General features: G+C 33.7%; 14 protein-coding genes. 3 read left to right on the forward strand and 11 right to left on the reverse strand.

Annotated elements, in window-relative coordinates; all coding sequences use genetic code 11:
- Nucleotides 1-32: 32 nt before the first annotated feature.
- Nucleotides 33-1,505, forward strand: a complete 1,473-nt coding sequence (locus EW093_RS02810) for a helicase-related protein (RefSeq protein ID WP_149566932.1) — start codon at nt 33-35, stop codon at nt 1,503-1,505.
- Here the strand turns inward: EW093_RS02810 and EW093_RS02815 are convergent.
- From EW093_RS02815 to EW093_RS02840, 6 genes are all read right to left on the reverse strand, one after another.
- Nucleotides 1,500-2,417, reverse strand: a complete 918-nt coding sequence (locus EW093_RS02815; protein WP_149566933.1) for a TraB/GumN family protein — start codon at nt 2,415-2,417, stop codon at nt 1,500-1,502. The genes EW093_RS02810 and EW093_RS02815 overlap by 6 nt on opposite strands.
- Nucleotides 2,418-2,492: 75 nt before the next feature.
- Complete coding sequence (locus EW093_RS02820) at nt 2,493-3,590, reverse strand: carbohydrate ABC transporter permease (protein ID WP_149566934.1); 1,098 nt, start codon at nt 3,588-3,590, stop codon at nt 2,493-2,495.
- Nucleotides 3,587-4,675 (reverse strand): carbohydrate ABC transporter permease, encoded by a 1,089-nt coding sequence (locus EW093_RS02825; protein ID WP_223111642.1) that lies wholly within the window; start codon nt 4,673-4,675, stop codon nt 3,587-3,589. Before EW093_RS02825 ends, EW093_RS02820 begins: the two co-directional genes overlap by 4 nt.
- Before the next feature lie 71 nt (nt 4,676-4,746).
- Nucleotides 4,747-6,078: an ABC transporter substrate-binding protein gene (locus tag EW093_RS02830; RefSeq protein WP_149566935.1), complete on the reverse strand. Its 1,332-nt coding sequence runs from the start codon at nt 6,076-6,078 to the stop codon at nt 4,747-4,749.
- A gap of 231 nt (nt 6,079-6,309) precedes the next feature.
- Nucleotides 6,310-7,332 carry a LacI family DNA-binding transcriptional regulator gene (locus EW093_RS02835; protein ID WP_149566936.1) on the reverse strand — a complete coding sequence of 341 codons (1,023 nt, stop codon included), beginning with the start codon at nt 7,330-7,332 and terminating at the stop codon, nt 6,310-6,312.
- Nucleotides 7,333-7,409: 77 nt separating this feature from the next.
- Nucleotides 7,410-9,893, reverse strand: coding sequence for a glycoside hydrolase family 65 protein (locus EW093_RS02840; protein WP_149566937.1), 2,484 nt, complete (start codon nt 9,891-9,893; stop codon nt 7,410-7,412).
- Between the two features lie 99 nt (nt 9,894-9,992).
- On the opposite strand from EW093_RS02840, the gene EW093_RS02845 reads away from it, so the two are divergent.
- The gene (locus EW093_RS02845; protein ID WP_149566938.1) at nt 9,993-10,994 is read left to right on the forward strand and encodes a LacI family DNA-binding transcriptional regulator; all 1,002 of its coding nucleotides are present in this window, start codon (nt 9,993-9,995) and stop codon (nt 10,992-10,994) included.
- A gap of 4 nt (nt 10,995-10,998) precedes the next feature.
- Here EW093_RS02845 and EW093_RS02850 read toward each other — a convergent pair whose 3' ends face one another.
- A complete protein-coding gene (locus EW093_RS02850) occupies nt 10,999-11,970 on the reverse strand; it encodes an acetylxylan esterase (protein ID WP_149566939.1) in 972 nt (323 codons plus the stop codon).
- An 81-nt stretch (nt 11,971-12,051) separates the two neighbouring features.
- Between EW093_RS02850 and EW093_RS02855 the strand changes: the two genes are divergently transcribed.
- A complete protein-coding gene (locus tag EW093_RS02855) occupies nt 12,052-12,849 on the forward strand; it encodes an AraC family transcriptional regulator (RefSeq protein ID WP_149566940.1) in 798 nt (265 codons plus the stop codon).
- 9 nt (nt 12,850-12,858) lie between these two features.
- Here the strand turns inward: EW093_RS02855 and EW093_RS02860 are convergent, their stop codons facing one another.
- Genes EW093_RS02860 through miaB form a run of 4 tightly spaced genes read right to left on the reverse strand, consistent with a single transcriptional unit; the run spans nt 12,859 to nt 17,545 of the window.
- Nucleotides 12,859-13,854, reverse strand: a complete 996-nt coding sequence (locus tag EW093_RS02860; RefSeq protein ID WP_149566941.1) for an aldose epimerase family protein — start codon at nt 13,852-13,854, stop codon at nt 12,859-12,861.
- A gap of 26 nt (nt 13,855-13,880) precedes the next feature.
- Nucleotides 13,881-14,903 carry a LacI family DNA-binding transcriptional regulator gene (locus tag EW093_RS02865; RefSeq protein WP_149566942.1) on the reverse strand — a complete coding sequence of 341 codons (1,023 nt, stop codon included), beginning with the start codon at nt 14,901-14,903 and terminating at the stop codon, nt 13,881-13,883.
- Between the two features lie 58 nt (nt 14,904-14,961).
- Nucleotides 14,962-16,239, reverse strand: coding sequence for a tRNA (N(6)-L-threonylcarbamoyladenosine(37)-C(2))-methylthiotransferase MtaB (mtaB, locus tag EW093_RS02870; protein WP_223111643.1), 1,278 nt, complete (start codon nt 16,237-16,239; stop codon nt 14,962-14,964).
- Nucleotides 16,232-17,545 (reverse strand): tRNA (N6-isopentenyl adenosine(37)-C2)-methylthiotransferase MiaB, encoded by a 1,314-nt coding sequence (miaB, locus tag EW093_RS02875; protein ID WP_149566943.1) that lies wholly within the window; start codon nt 17,543-17,545, stop codon nt 16,232-16,234. The genes mtaB and miaB overlap by 8 nt, the downstream gene beginning before the upstream one ends.
- Nucleotides 17,546-17,582: the final 37 nt, after the last annotated feature.

Genomic DNA, 17,582 nt, shown 5'->3' on the forward strand with positions numbered 1-17,582 from the left:
TTCTACTGTATAATTTTTCTATATATGCATATATGGAAGACCTAATAAACAGTAAGTCAAAAGAACTTTTTGGTATAAACTATGTATTCCCCTTTCAAAGGCTTGTTATATCTAATACATTGGCAGCAGCAGGATATTTCTCTGAAGATGATAGATTAGAGAGCATTCCAAGGCAGATTGTTTTACTACCAACAGGAGCTGGGAAATCCCTCTGTTTTATGTTACCTGGGGTATTATTAGAAGGTATGACACTAATAATATTCCCCCTACTCTCTTTAATGGCAGACCAGGAGAGAAGAATAATAGAGGGAGGGGGATCTGTTACCATATTAAAAGGGGGAATGTCTAAGGATGAAAAGGATGAGGCATATAAACTAATTAGAACAAACAGTGTAAAATTCATTCTTACAAACCCAGAAACCCTAGGAAGTGTTAAAATACTAGATCTATTAAGTGGTGCTGAGATTACCCATGTAGTTATAGATGAAACCCATACTGTTAGTCAGTGGGGGGAGAGTTTTAGACCTACATATTTAGAGGTAGGAAAACATATTAAAACAATTGGTGTAGATTTAGTTACAGCCTATACAGCAACAGCATCTGAATATATTTTAGAGAGTGTAATTAAACATATATTTTTAGGGGAGCAGGTAAATATTGTTAGGGGCAATCCAGATAGGACTAATATTCACTACTCTGTTATTCCATCTATATCCAAGGATGAGACACTTATAGAGTTAGTTAAAAGTGTAGAAACACCAGCAATTATTTTCCACTCATCAAGGGTCAGTGCCGAAGTAACAAATAGACTATTAATAAACAGGTTAGAAAGGGATGATATTGTATACTATCATGCTGGATTAACAAAAGATCAGAAAAGTAGAATCGAAGAGTGGTTTTTTACATCTGACACTGGAATACTAAACGCAACTTGCGCCTACGGAATGGGTGTTGATAAGCAAAATATTAGAAGTGTAATCCATTTAGAAGTCCCCTCCTCCATAGAGGCATTTTTACAGGAGTCAGGGCGGGGAGGACGGGATAGAAAACTTGCAAAATCTTTTTTAATAACAACAAGGGTTAATAAAAAAAGTAGAATACTAGATGCTATTAATACAGGGTTATGCCGTAGAGAAGTTCTTCTTAGGCTTATGGGACATGAGATAGAGTTCTGTTCGGGATGTGATATTTGCGATAATAGTTTTCAAGCAGTTGAAACAGGATTTATACAAATTACCCAGTTCCTGATAAAAAATCGATTTATATATAATATAGATCAGTCAGTAAATATTTTAAAAGGTTTTTATACATTTACTGCTAAACAGGAACAGTATCACAATGCCTGTGGTTTTGGTATTCTTTCCAGGTGGGATAAGGACTCTATTAAAGATAGTATAAATATACTAACTAAAAGTAATGTTATTATAAAAAGATGGGGGAAATTAGGTTTAACTAAACATTTAATTATAGGGGATGAAACTTCTCCATCCCCAAATACCCTATAATCTATTTAAGTTATATCCATCTTTTTCTAAAAGATCTATTAAACTACCCTCTCCGCATAAGTGACCAGCTCCTACTACAATAAAGTAGTTATCACCAGTTTCTAAATAATTTTTAACTTGTTCTAACCAGTTTTTATTTCGTTGGAAAAGAAGTCGGTCTAAAGCCTCCTTAGAACCTGGAATATCTTGCCCTTCAGAAGTCATAATTTTATAGATAGCTTCTGTATCTCCAGAAATCCAAGCATTCATTAGTCCATTAAAAGTCTCTTTAAGAGCATTTTTATCCTCTAAAAGTGATAATAATTCAAACTTTTGATACTCTAAAGAATTAGAATCCATCATTACTATTTGGGACTCCGCACTCTCTAGATAGAGAGGGTTTAATTCTATTTGATTTGCAACATTTTGCAGATGGACATCTACACCATTCCCGGAATAGAATCCAAGTTCCTGACCTAAGAACTCAGTTAATATTGTAGTTACCATCCAGGGCTTAAAAATTCTTATTTGATTAAAATTCATATTAAAAGGTGAGAGAATCTCATTTAAAACCTCTATATTATCCTTATCAATATAGTTAGCAAGATCATCTTTTTGGGGAAGTAGAGCCCTTTCCATAACAAATTTTTGGAAATCAGGATCTGTTCCTGCATAGGTTACATCAGCCTCCATAACAAAATGGTCTGATTGCCCTAAAGATTCATAATAGATATCATCTAATGGATAGATCTCATCTGGAGCGATATGTATTGACCCTGCAATAAATATTGAAGTATCTCCATTTGTTAACTCCCATAAAAGAGCTCTTTTTTCTACACTTTGTGCTACATCTTTTTTAGTTGTGGTACAAGAGGCGGTTACAATAATCCACAGTAGGATTAATACTAATTTTTTAGTTATTTTTTTATTCATATAAAACTATATCATAAATAAATAGAGGATGTCCAAATAGACATCCTCTTTTTTTTACTAGTTATTAAAAGTAAATTATCCTTTTACTGAACCGGCCATTAGCCCTTTAACAAAAAATCTTTGTAGTCCAAAAAATACCATTAGAGGTATTATCATACTCATAAATGCACCAGAAGTTAGAAGGTGCCAATCTTGACCTTTTTCTCCAACCATTGCAGCTAATGCACTAGTAACAACTCTATTTTTATCACCAAGGAAAATAAGTGCTACTAAGTAGTCATTCCACACCCATAAAAACTGGAATATTGCAAAACTTGCTAAAGCAGGAACAGAAAGTGGTATTACAAGTAAGACAAAGGTTGTAAAAGGTGTAGCTCCATCTAGATAAGCGGACTCAAAAATATCCCTAGGAAGTGTACTTATATAATTATAAAGTAGATATACAGCTAAAGGGAGCCCAAATCCTGTATGAGCCAACCACATACTAACAAATGTACCATTTAACCCCCAAGCAGTAAAATCTCGAAGTATAGGTATTAATGCTATCTGTAAAGGAACAACTAAAAGTCCTACAATCATAATAAAAAGAGGTTTTCTTCCAGGAAACTCCATCCAAGCAAATGCATAGGCTGCAAAAGCTGCAATTAAAATAGGTATAACAGTTGCAGGTATGCTAACAGCTATAGAGTTCAAAACAGCATCTGCAAAATTATTCCCCTGTCTTGTTATCTGATTACCCTGGGCATCTTCGAAGGTAACTGTACCAGCAGCTAAAACATCACGGTAGTTACTTAGGGTTAAATTTGCTCCAAATCCTACCCATTTTTTCTCATAAACCTCTACAATTCTGGATCTTTTATTACCATACCATCTTAATATTCTACCCTCTGAAACTTCTATCCCTTCCCGCCACTGGTTAAAATTAGCCGTATGTCCTTCTAGGGTAATAGGTCCATCTGGGTCTATATCCTGTGGTAACTCAATTTCTACTGTTTTTACAATATCTTTATGAGGTAGAACACTCCACCACCCGGAACTATAAATATCTTTAGAATCTCTAAAGGATGTAATAAAAACACCTAGAGTTGGAACTGTCCATAATGTAACGATAAGAATTAATACAGCAGCAATTACTATTTGTGATTTTTGTATTTTTGGTTTTACTTTTTTCATTTTAACACCTTCCTGCTTCTAAACTCTTTTAGGTTGTAATAAAGCACTGGAACAATAACAACTAATAACACAATAGCGATAGCTGATGCCTCTCCTGTATTCCCGTATGTAAATTGTCGTAGATAGAACTCATTCGCAATAACATTAGTACCATAATTACCACCTGTCATAACCCGCACAATATCAAATAGTTTTAGACTAAAAATTAGAATCGTTGTGGTTACAGTAATGATAGTAGGCATAATAAATGGAACAGTTATTTTAAAGAAAATAGTAAAACCATTTGCTCCATCAACTCTAGCAGCTTCATTTAATGAACTAGGAATAGCCTTAATTGCTGATGAAATGATAACCATGGCGTAACCTGTTTGTAACCATACCATTATGAATATTAGAAAAAAGTTATTCCAGAATGGAACCAATAACCAGGGTTGGGCCTCTCCTCCAAATGCAGTTACAATTGCATTTAAAAGTCCGATTTCAACAATATTTATTCCCTGCCCCTTATATGCATAAACAAACTTCCATATAACACCAGCTCCTACAAAGGAAATTGCCATAGGCATAAATATTAAGGATTTAAAAACTTTTTCATGTTTACTTTTATCTCCAAGAACTGCGATTAATAGCCCTAGTATTACACATGTAGATGTTCCAAATATCATCCATAATAGGTTATTTCTAAAGCTTTCAAGCATTATTGGATCTGTAAATGCAAACATATAGTTTTTTAGGCCAACAAATTTTGATCCTGTAGCATCAAAAAAACTAAACCAAAAAGTACGAAGAGTTGGCAAAACAAGGGCCCAAAATAGTATAAGAACAGCAGGCCCTGCAAACACTATGGCAACAGCAACTGAACGCATTTTTCTTGGTAGAGATTGGGCTATAGAGTTCATAGTAAAATATAGAAGAGCCGCAGAACCAACCCCCCAAACAACTGCAAATAGCGTCATTAGAATTTTAACGTTCTGCATCTTTTGGAGTAAAACAAATCCTCCAATAAGTATTGCAAAAGTTATAAGAACTAAAACTAGAACATATCTTTTACTAGTTTTAGGTCTATTTATTAAGTCAGTTAACACAAAGTTACCTCCTCTTTGTATAAGAAAGAAGGGGGCATACTGTGTGTAGCCCCCATTTAAGTTAATTTTTATTATTTAGGCCATGAAGCGTCAATCGCTTTAACAGCCTCATCTAATGTTTTAGCACCAACAACATAATCTGTCATCTCTCTCCAGAATGAACCAGCACCAACAGCACCAGGCATTAAGTCAGAACCATCAAATCGAACACTTGTTGCATTTTGAATTACTTCAGCAACTTTTCTATCTACACTATTAGTATACCAGCTAAGCTTTGAATCTTTATGAGGAGAAATTGCTCCACCTGCTTTAACCCAGCCTTCAACAGAAGCACCAGTAGCAAAGTACTGCATAACCATTCTAACTTCTGGTCTATCATTAAACATTGCGTAGATATCACCAGCTACAAGAACAGGTTTACCAAGGGAAGGATCTTTACTTGGTAGATAGAAGAAATCGTAGTCCTCGTTTGCAACCATATTATCTGGGAAGAAAGAAGTTATAAAGTTACCCTGTTTATGTAACCATGCCTTAGGTGGTTGCTCAAACATAACCTTTGGAGCATCCCCAAAACTAGTAGTTGCTATACTATTTCTACCACCATAAACCATTCCATCTGCAAACCAGATATCAGCTACTGCTTGAATTGCAGCTCTAACTTCAGGGGAGTCAAATTTAAGTTCACCACTTACCCATTTATCATAGTTTTCTAAAGAAGTTGTTCTTAACATCATCTCTTCAACCCAGTCAGTCATTGCCCAACCAGTTGCTGCACCAGACTCAATACCTATAGCCCAAGGAGTATCTCCATCAGCTATTATTTGACTTTGTAATGTCATTAACTCTTTCCATGTTGTAGGAACTTTATATCCAGCTGCATCAAAAGCCTTTTTATTATACCAAACTAATGACTTACCATTTACACGAGCCCATAGACCAGCCATAATATCGCCTTCTGGTCCTGTCATTGTTGCCATATCTAACCAACTTTGAATATAGTTGTCCTTAACTTTTTTCATATCTAAAGTTTTATTTAAATCGATTACATAACCTTTTTTAACAAAGTTTTCTAAAAGACCTGGTTGTGGGAAGTCAGCTATATCAGGAGGATTTCCACCTTCAATTCTTATTGCAATTGAAGCTTCAAACTCTTTTGAACCTTCATACTGAATATCAATACCAGTCATCTCTTCGAAACTTTTAATTGAGTTTTCAAACTTAACTGCATCATTATCCACAAATGGACCAGACATTGTTACAACCTTTCCTCTTACTGCTGCATAAGGGTCATTCTTATCTGCCATTGCTGCTGAATCTTTTTTATCCGCCTCTTTGTTACTGTTAGCAGATAAAAAAGCTGCAGAACTTATTACTAACATAAAAATAGCAATAATTTTTTTCATTTTTGTTCTCCTTTAATTTTTTATATACTTAAACTTTATAAGTAGCCTAAGTAAATTTCCAATCTTTTTTATTTTTTATACATTATATGTACAAAAAACAACACAAACTAATGCACACGTTAGCATAATCCTTTTTAATAGTTTACATTGTAAGGACTTGCTGTTACGCAAACGTGTGCGTTAAAATAATATTATGATAGGTTCTTATATCTGTCAAACATTTTTTTTGGTTTATGAGGATTTTCTTAGAACTAAAGTTGGCTTTACTACTTCTACAGTGTATTTATCATAATTGACTTTATTAATAAGCTCCATGATACGGTTAGCGGCTAACCGAGCTAACTCTTTTTTAGGTTGGTGTATTGTAGTTAAAAGTGGAGATGTATACTCGCATACTGGTGTATCATCGTATCCTATAACAAGAAGCTTTTGGGGAATTTTTATTCCGCTCTCCTTTGCGGCTGTTAAAAACCCAAAGGCCTGTACATCTGTTTGAAAGAAAATTCCATCCGCTTTTTTAATAAGATTGGGTATCGATTGTACAAGATCATAGCCTTTAGTATATGAGCAATCAATTTTTATTACATATTCAGGATTAAACTCTATTCCATTCTCTTCTAAAGCGAGGAGATACCCCTTTGTTCTATCTATATACTCAAGGGATTTTTCCTCATTAGGAAGTACAGTTAAAATATTTCTACAGCCCTGTTTAATAAGGTGGTTTGTTGCAAGTTTTCCCCCATAAATATTATCTGATGAAAAAGCATTTAACTTTTCCCCTTTGAAAAACCTCGGCCTCATATGTAGCTGAACAAGGGGAAGCCCTGCCTCCTGTATACTATTATAATCTCTATTAGTTATCTGATCATGGACAATAAGAAAACCATCAACCTTTTGCTGACGTAATAATCTTTCAATATTACTTGCTCCTGTATCTGGGTGGTAACCCTCAATAATAATAGCATCCATATCCATACTTTCTAAAATATGCCTTAGTTCTGTAAATAGCTGATTAATATATAGGGATGAACCAAATTGATCTATATAGGACTCGTAAATTACAGCGATATTACCAGTTCGAACCCCTTTTAGACTTCTAGCACCGGCATTAAACTCAAAGTTCATGGATTTTGCGAGGTATTTTATTTTTTCCTTTGTAGCCTTACTTATTTGAGGACTATCATTTAAAGCCCTTGAAACTGTAGAGTGACTTACACCAGCGACAGCTGCAATATCTTTTATTGTAACCTTCATAACCCCTCTCTTTGCACACGTTACCGAAATAATTTTGATTTAAATCCCGGTTGTTGTCAACAAAGAGAGGTATTTAACTACTTTATTTTAGGCCTAAAGCCTATAAACTCCCTGTTCTTTCTCCAAGAATCCCTATATAAATTTTCAAGGTCATCATTTGTCTTTAAATCGGGTTGGGAGAAATAGTTAAGATATTTAATTATATTATCACCACTACTTATAATCATAACTTCCTCAGGTAGCAGATCATGTTTGTTTATATCATCAAATATAGACTCTTCCATATTAAGTCTATCCTGGGTGGAATCAAGTTTAATATGTAACTTAACCCTAGGATATAGACTCATAGTTTTAGTCTCATTTTTACTTAGCAGAATTAGATTACTAAAGTGAAAAATCTCTATGTCCCCATCTATAGGTGTATAGGAGATCTTATCATCCTTAATTTTTATATTTAATTCCCCCCCCATAATAGAGACATTAAGTTCTAAATTATTAATATATCTAGGTAGTCTAGGACGAAACATTAAATTTCCATCCCGGGTATCTAGACCTAAAAAACCAAATAGTATTATTAGGTATGATCCCCCCATAGAGGCTGTATGTAGTCCATGGAATACATTTTGGTGTAGGTCTTTTAAGTCCGTATGAACAGTCTCTAAGAAATACTCCCAAGCTAAATCCTCGTAACCTAACCAGTTAGCATTTATCCCCTGGGCGCAGGCGCTTAAGGATGAGTCCCTAGTTGTGACCTCTTCATAGTAGTCAAAATTTCTTTTAAGAAGTCCTGGAGGAAAGAAGTCTCTGAATAGAAATTGGGCCATTACTGTATCAGCCTGTTTTAAGACCTGTTTCCTATATATATTTAAAGGATGAAAGTTTAATAAAAGTGGATATTTATCATCACTTGTATTTTTAAAGTCCCACTTCTCTTTACCTAGAAAACTATCATCCTGGGGGGTTATATCTATATTTTTTGGAAGATAGATCTCCCCTGCCCTTTTTATCCATAGGTTAACTTCCTCGGTATCATGACGTCCATTTAACCAATATGCAGCCATCTCCAGGTTTTTTTTAGCCATAATATTTGTATAAAAGTTATTATCAACTAATGCTGTATACTCATCGGGACCTGTTACCCCATTAAAACAGAAACCCTTTCCCTCTATAGTATCTCCTAAACTACACCAAAAGTTAGCAGTACCTGATAGAAGTTCACAACCTCCTTGGTCTAAGATTGTTAAATCCCCAGTTATTTCTAAGTACTTAGAGAGTCCAAGGGCTATGTCTGCATTTATATGGTATTGGGCAGTACCTGCAGGAAAGTATGCCGAAGACTCCTCTCCATTAATTGTCCTCCATGGGAAAAGTATACCCTTATGACCTAGGATATCTGCTCTCTCCCTCGCCTTATCCATAATAGAGATTCTATATAAAAGCATACTCTTAGCAATTTCAGGGTTAGTATATATAAAAAATGGTAGAACATAGGTCTCTGCATCCCAAAAGTAGTGTCCTTCATAACCTGGTCCACTTAAACCCTTTGCAGCTATAGATCTCTTCCCATCTCTACCTGTAGACTGAAGAAGTTGAAACAGATTAAACCTTATACTTCTTTGAATATCTATATTTCCATCTAGTTTTATATCACTTCTACTCCAGAAACTCTCCATAAATGATCTCTGATTTAAGATGATAGATTCAAATCCATCTTTTAAAGCTTTGCTCTGTTGGGATATTAATCTTTTTGATAATAGATTCCTGTTTTCTTCAATATCATAATCGTAGGTAATAATTTTTGTTATACTTAATCTGCTCCCAGCAGAGATATCTATAAAACTACTCAGACCTTCATCTAATTCACTATTTTGAACTTTGTACTCACCACCACTTACTTGATGATCCATTATTGATGATAAAATCAGAGAACTTCCTGAGGTAACTATATTTAAAATCTTAGAACTATTATCACTCTCTGATTTATCTACACTAATTGAGTTATGATCAAAATGTGCAGAGATTCTAGGATCCTTTGTAGTTTCTGTTTTTGGTCTATTATAGGTTATTTTACTATTAATCTTTACCTGGTTATTTGAGTTAGCAAATTCAAAATCCCATCTGTATAAAACAGTACCTCTATAGTCAAATGGAACAATGGTTAAAAGACTTCCACTAATTATATTACTTTTGGAATCCTCCCATTTAAAGGACCACTTAGTATAGGATTCCCTCATATTTAAGATTCGACAACTCTCTATAAAACGCCCTTTAGGGTTAAACAGTTTCTCATTGTTTATTACAAAATCAATCTCTTTACCTTCGGGAAGACTAATCATTGTCTGCCAATTCTGGGCATAACCATAGGCATTTTCACCATATTTTATTGGACCTTTTTCATAAAAACCATTTATATACGTACCTTTTTGGAAGGATTTTTCCTCTTGGATTAGATCTCCCCTAATACCTAGAAAGCCATTTCCTAAAGTAAATAGAGTCTCATTTTTCTTAAGATCTTCTATATCCTCAAAGTTATTTTGTCTTATTACCCATTCTTCATCCATAAAAACCCCTTGATAATGTAAGTCCTTACATGTAAACTATTACAAAGATTAAAGCCCAGTGAATAAAAAGTCAAGTTAACGAAACCCATAGGAGTAAATATGTCTAATAAAAATTCAAATATTTATGATGTTGCTAAAAGAGCTGGTATTTCTATCGCTACAGTATCAAGGGTTATTAATACCCCAGATAAAGTAAGTAGTAAAACCAAGGATAGAGTCCTATCTGCCATGAGAGAGCTTGAATTTACACCAAAAGCTGAAGCTAGAGAGAGGGCTAAAAAGAGTATTGGGAAAATTGGAGTTATAGCAAGTAACTTAAAGTGTCTCTCCTTTGTACATAGACTAAATGGTATATCTACAGCTTTAAATGGAACACCCTACGAAATAGTAATAGTTCCAACTAAAAAAGATGAGGATCTAGGTTACTACTTAAGTACTGCTGAACTTAAAAATAACCTAGATGGAATTATTGTTCTTAGTCAAAAACTGGAAAATAAGACACTTAAAATACTAAAGGAAATCTCGGCCCATGTTGTTTTTGTAGAATTTGGAGAGAGGGATTTTTCCAGTATATCAATAGATAATAACTATGGTGGTTCCCTAGTTGCTAGTTACCTATTGGATAGGGGGTATAGATCATTCTCTATTTTAACAGAAGAAGAGAGTAATTTAAAACTACACCCTAATCAGATGAGGGTTACTGGTTTTATTAATCAATTAATAAAAAAGGGAATTAATATCCCTAATGATATGATTAAATACTCATCTGTCGATTTTGATGAGAGTGTGAAAGTTGCTAGGGAACTATTAAAAGATATTGTACGTCCCCAGGCTATTTTTGCAACAACAGACCTTTTAGCTGCAGCAACACTAAAAGCTGCTAGGGAGTTAGAGATATCTGTCCCTAATGAGTTAGCTATTATAGGTTTTGATGGAACAGATACATCTAACTATCTTAATCTAACTACTGTAGATCAATCCTTAGAGCAGTCTGGAAAGCTAGCTGTGGAGTTACTGCTTAAAAGAATTAAAAACCCTAAGGATCCTATACAAAATATATACTTGCCCCTTAAAATAATTGAAAGAGGCACTGTTTTGTAAAGAACTATCTATTACTTTTCATCTTCATAAAAAAATCAAATAAGATATCAGATAGACCAGGAAGATGTTCATGTCCATAATCGTAATAGATTATTGACTCTTTCCTTGACTCAATATTGTTATATGCAGCAAATTGTGTGGATGGAGGACATATATTGTCCATTAGAGTAATAGTCATTAGTACCTCTCCCTTAATCCGGTTGGTAAGGTTCTTAATATCTATATAACCAAGAGTATTAAAAATCTCATCCTCTTTAATATGTAGTGGATCATACTGTCTAAAGTAGTGCCGAATCTCTGCATATGCATCTATATCCAAATCCATATCCCATACTCGTTTATAATCGCTTAAAAATGGATAAATTGGTGCAACATATTTAATTCTTGGTTCCAATGAAGCACAGGCTAGAGTTAACCCTCCCCCCTGGGACGCCCCTGTTACAGCAATGTTATCCTCATCAACTTCAGGCAGATCCATAACAATTCTTGTCAACTGAACACAATCTAAATATATATCCCTAAAAGCTAAATTATCTTTTCCATCTTCTAGACCACGAACTATTTGTCCATTAAATGTATGCCCATATAGCTCTGTCTTATCCTGGGATTTACCACTTTGCCCTCTACAATCTAATGCAGCATAGGAGAAGCCAGCAGCAACAAGGCTGAATCCATCTTGCCAGTCCCCACTATTTCCATGATAACCGTGGAATTTAATAATACCTGGATTTTTTTTACCTTCTACTGATGGTTTAATATACTTTGCATATATACGGGCACCTTTCACACCTGTAAAGGTTAAATCATAACAACTTGCATAGGGTACACCCTTCTCTACCCTTGTAAATTTCACATCCCAATCAAATGTATCAAGTAGGGATAAAGCCCTCTCCCAATACTCATCTATATCAATTGGGCATGGGCTAATACCCTTATATTCTTTTAACTCTTCTAATGGTTTATCTAACTGTGGCATAATATCTCCTCTATTTGTATAATAGACCTATATTTTCCAATTATATAGAATAAAAGAACCATTTTTTTGTATAATAGTCCAATGAATGATTTAAACCCACTCTTTAGCTTTATCAGTATTCCTAAGAATAAAATATTCTCCGTTAATTTTTATCACAGGGAAAATAGGGATGATTGGTTTATAAAAAAACATTATCACAATATTTATGAGATTGTTTTATATAGAGAAATTTCCGGTTCTGTCTCTTTAAATAACAGTGAGCATTTTATTGATTCTTTTAAGCTACTATATATTCCTCCCTATGCAGTCCATGGTTTTACCCTACCTAAACAGAGTTGTGACTATATAGTCCTTCATACCTCTCACTCTTTTTTAGTCGATCTTCCCCAGTATCCAAAACTTTTTAACCTTGATATAAAAACTAGGGATACATTAGAGGAGTTGCTACATTGGGTTAATGACTTATCTAATTCTGATGAGTTTAAATACAGTATAATAAAAACAATATTTTCATGGATAAATGAAAATCAAAATGATTCTAATAAAAAGTTTCACTACAATACTAACTACTTTACTCCCCTATTAAAGTATATAAACGAGAATAAAGTGTATAACATTACAGTTATAGAAGCTGCAGAAATATCAAATATGTCTAGGTCATCATTTTTAAAACATTTTAAGGGATATTTTAATGTGAGCTTTCACAATTTTTTATTAGAAAGAAGAGTTGATGAAGCTAAATACCTGCTACTTAATAGTGACCTAACTTGTCTTGAGATCTCTTTACAATTAGGATTTAGTGACTCGTCTCATTTTACAAGGGTATTTAAAAAAATTACTGGTCAACTACCTAAAAATTTTAAAAGTAGTGATAGTTGACCTAATAAGTTAAGATTTTATACTAAAATTATGAATTGTCTTTTGTCTGTAAACTTCACCCGGGTTTAATACAATAGATTCAAATTTAGGATTATTTATGGCATCTGGGTACATCTGAGTCTCTGCACAAAAGAAGTTATGTTCCTCAAATCCAGTATATATCTGTACACCAGGTTCTGTTGTTAATATCTCCATAGCTCTTCCACTTTTAGGATGTTCTATATACATTCTATTTACAGGTTTATCCTTCTTTTCTAAAGATAGATTAAAATTATGGTCATATCCACCTGTTTTTGTAATGTTATCACCAATTTTAGTAAGCTTCTTAAAGTTAAATGGTGTATTTTCAACACTTTTTAATTCCCCTGTGGGTATTTGATCTTTATCTAAGGTTAGGTAACTATCTGCTTCAATTAACATATTATGGTTATGAATACTCTCTTTAAAAGCACTTAAATTCCAGTATGCATGATTTGTTAGATTAACAGGGGTTTTTTTATCTGTTACTGCTTTATAGTTTATAATAAATTGACTGTTTTTATTTAAAGTATATGTTACTTCAACCTCCAGATTTCCTGGAAAGTTCTCCTCCATATCCCTACTTAAATATGTAAAAGTAACTCCTGCTTCATCTTCATTATTAAACACAGAGTAGTTCCAGATTACTTTATCAAAACCAACATTCCCACCATGAAGACAATTTGTTCCATTATTTACAGCAAGATTATATGTAGTGCCATCTAGGGTAAATTGAGCTTTTGCTATTCTATTTCCAACCCTACCAATAGTAGCACCATAATATGCTTTATGCTCTTCGTACTCTTTAATACTATCAAAACCAAGGATGCACTCCTCAAGATTATTATCCCTATCTTTAAATTTAAATGAAGTAAGAGTAGCTCCTCTATCTATTACTGTAAACTCAATTTCACTATTTGAGATTGTTGTTCCCATAACAGTTTGACCTTCATTTGTTTTTCCAAATTCAAACTCATTTATTTTCATATTTTCTCCATATTTTATTATTTATATTACGATGATTGTCTAATAACAAGTTCTGGGGCTACTACTGTCTGTGAAACAACCTCTAAATCTTTTTTATTAATTAGATCTATAACCCTAGCACAGGCTAACTCTGCTAACTTAGTTTTTGGTTGTTTTATAGTTGATAAGTTAGGAGTAATAGCTTTACATAGGGGAGAGTCATCATAACCTATAATTTTAAGATCCTTAGGGATACTCATGCCCCTCTCTTTAGCGATTGTTAAAAATGCAAAGGCTTGAATATCAGTTTGAAAAAAGATTCCATCAGCTTTATTAATAAGTTCTAAATGTTTTTCAAAAATCTCATGCCCTACAGAAAAACTAAACTCTGCTGGGATTATATACTCATCTTTAAACTCTAAGTTGTGCTTTTTAAGGGCATTTTTATATCCTAGGGTTCTATTAGCAAACTCTTCATAGTCTATCGGGTAGGGTAAAATTGTTAATATCGTTTTACACCCTTGGTGTATAAGATGCTCTGTAGCTATATAACCACCCTTAGTATTATCAGCAAAAAAGTAATCAACACTCTCCCTCTCTACATATCTTGGAAGGAGATGAAGTTGAACAAAGGGTATCCCAGAGTCCTTAATATTCTCATAAACTTCTTTCTCTATATGATCGTGAACAATAATAAAGGCATCAACTTTTTGCTGCCTTAGTAGACGATCAATGTTACTATCTCCAGTTTTAGGATTTATTGCCTCTAATACAATTGCATCAAACTCTACTTCTTCTAATACTGCCCGTAATTCTACAAAGAGTTGGTTAATATATAAGGATGGACCAAGCTCATCAATATGTGTCTCATATACGACTGCAATATTCCCTGTTTTATTACTACTTAAGCTTCTAGCTGCAGCATTAAATTCAAATTTCAGCTCTTTTGCTATCTCTTTTATTTTAGCTTTCGTTTCTACTTTAATTAGTGGGCTATCATTAAGTGCTCTAGACACGGTTGATAGACTAACATTTGCAATATCAGCTATATCTTTAAGTGTTGTCTTCATTTTTTCTCTCTATAAATTTAAATATATCACATTAAGATATTTTAAAAAAGATTATTATTTATTGAGCTTCTCCCTTAAGAGATATCTCTTTATCACCCTCTAGCTCAATAATTTTAACATTCACAAACTTATTATACATTGAACTATCCCCATGGAAAATAACAGGCACATAATTTTCACCAAATCCAGAACATATACCATCTTTAACTTTTTCTACTAAAACTCTTTGGGTTAAACCAATTAAAGACTCTCTATATTGTTTTTTTAACTCTAAGGCAACATCCCTAACAATCTCAGATCTTTTAGTTTTAATCTTCTCTTCCACTTGATTTTTTATTTCAGCAGCCTTGGTTCCTTCTCTTTTAGAATATTTAAAAGTATGTATATGTCCAAAACCTATCTCTTTACATGCCAATAGGCTCTTTTCAAATAACTCCTCGCTCTCAGTAGGAAAACCTACAATTAGATCTGTAGTTACATTAAAATTAGGAATTACCCTACGTATTTTTTCAATAATGCTTTTATATTGACTAAAGGTATAGGTTCTTTTCATATCCTTTAAGATTTTCTCAGATCCACTTTGAAGGCAAAGATGTAGGTGGGGAGTCATTCTTGGATGTTTAAATAGTTCTACTATCTCATCCCCCATCATATCCGGTTCAAGGGATGAAATTCTTAATCTCCAGTCACCTTCAATATCTAATATACTCTTAATTAGTTGTATAAAATTAACCCCATTATAATCATAACAGGACATATTTATGCCTGTTAAAACAATCTCCTTAAAACCCTCATCTAAGTGATTTTTGATACTTGAGATTATATCATCATTTGGTCTGCTGATTCCTCCGCCCCTTACATAAGGTATAATACAGTAGCTACAAAAACTATCACAGCCATCCTGAATCTTTATAGTTGCCCTAGTTCTAAGTCCCCTATCAGTTGTATGAAAATCAAAAACATCATCCTTTCTATTATCATGGGTCAATTCACCATTAAAATATGCATCAACCATTTGAAAAATCTGATTTTTTCTCTTATTTTCTATTAAAAATGTTATCCCTGTATTTGCTTCTAAATCCTGCTTTGTAGAGTCAACATAACAGCCTGTAACAACAACAACTGCGTCATCCTGTTTTCTAGCCTTATTGATACTATTTCGGCTTTTTCGATCACTCTTATTTGTAACCGTGCAAGTATTTATTATGTAAACATCAGCCTTTTCATCAAAGGGTACAACAGTATACCCTGCTTTAATAAAATCCGAAGCAAGACTATCTGACTCGTATTGATTCATTTTACAGCCAAGGGTATTTAATGCGACTCTTTTACTCAACAGGAACCCCTTCAATAGACATATTACTAATATCCGTAACTCTAATATTTACAAACTTACCAACAAGGTCTTTATCCTCTATTTTAACCCTGGTGACAACACGTCCCTGGGTAAAACCTTGGAAATACTCATCCTTTCTATCCCGTCCAGTTAAAAGTACCCTTACCTCTTTATTTAATAGTGTTTTATTATACTCTAAGGAGGTCTCCATCATTACATCTGATAGGATATGAAGCCTATTTTTTTTCTCTTCAAGGGGGATGTCATCCTCCCATCTATGACTTTTAGCACCAGGTCTAGGGGAGTAACACGCTATATAGGCCATGTTATACTTAAACATCTCCATTGCTAATTTTGTTTTATTAAATGCCTCTTCACTCTCTCCAGAAAAGCCAACAATTATATCTGTAAATAGAGTTGCCTCTGGTAGTATAGTTCTGATTTGTTCTACTGTTTTACCATAGGACTCTAGGGTATATCCCCTATTCATACGGTTAAGAATTTCATCATCTCCACTTTGAATTGGAAAATGAACCCATTTAGCTAGACACTTATATCTCTTCATAATAAACAGTAACTCTATGGAAAAATCCTTTGGATGTGGTGCTGTGAAATAGACTAAAAACTCATTTTCACTATCCTCTCCATATTTCCCAATCTCCTCTAATAACATTGGGAATGTTATCTCATCGCCATTTTTATCAGAACCATAGGAGTTTACATTTTGACCTAGTAGTGTAATCTGCTTAAATCCCCTATCTGCAAGCTCCTTAACCTCCCTGATTATCTCTTTAGAGGGTCTAGAGAGCTCTCTACCCCTAGTATAAGGGACGGCACAATAGGTACAGTAGTTATTACAACCATTCTGTATTGGAACGTAGGCATCAAAATTATTATCCTGGTGGGGATCTATCTGCCAAAAATCAGTTAAATTGTTTTTTTTAAGGTTACCAGGTGTTGTAATTCCATAATTGTTTATCATCTCTGGTAATTTATCTAGATCACCCATTTTAAAAACGAAATCGAAGGTTTTAAGGAATTTTTTCTCATCACTCTCTAAAACACATCCTGAAAGAAAAGTTAAAATATTTCTCTTCTGCTTTCTTTTCATCTTATTCCATCTATGAATCCTAGAATATACTCGATCTATTGCCTTTTGTCTTACTGAACAAGCAATAACACCAAGTACATCAGCCTCTTCTTCATTTTCTGTATGTTTATACCCAAGATTGTCAAAAACTGTTTTAACACGTTGTGAATCTGATATATTCATCTGACAACCAAGGACTACTATATGATATTTCATTATATAACCAGCCTTATTTATTTAAGCAAAATTATCA

Source organism: Thiospirochaeta perfilievii (assembly GCF_008329945.1).
In the GTDB taxonomy this organism is placed as follows: domain Bacteria; phylum Spirochaetota; class Spirochaetia; order DSM-2461; family DSM-2461; genus Thiospirochaeta; species Thiospirochaeta perfilievii.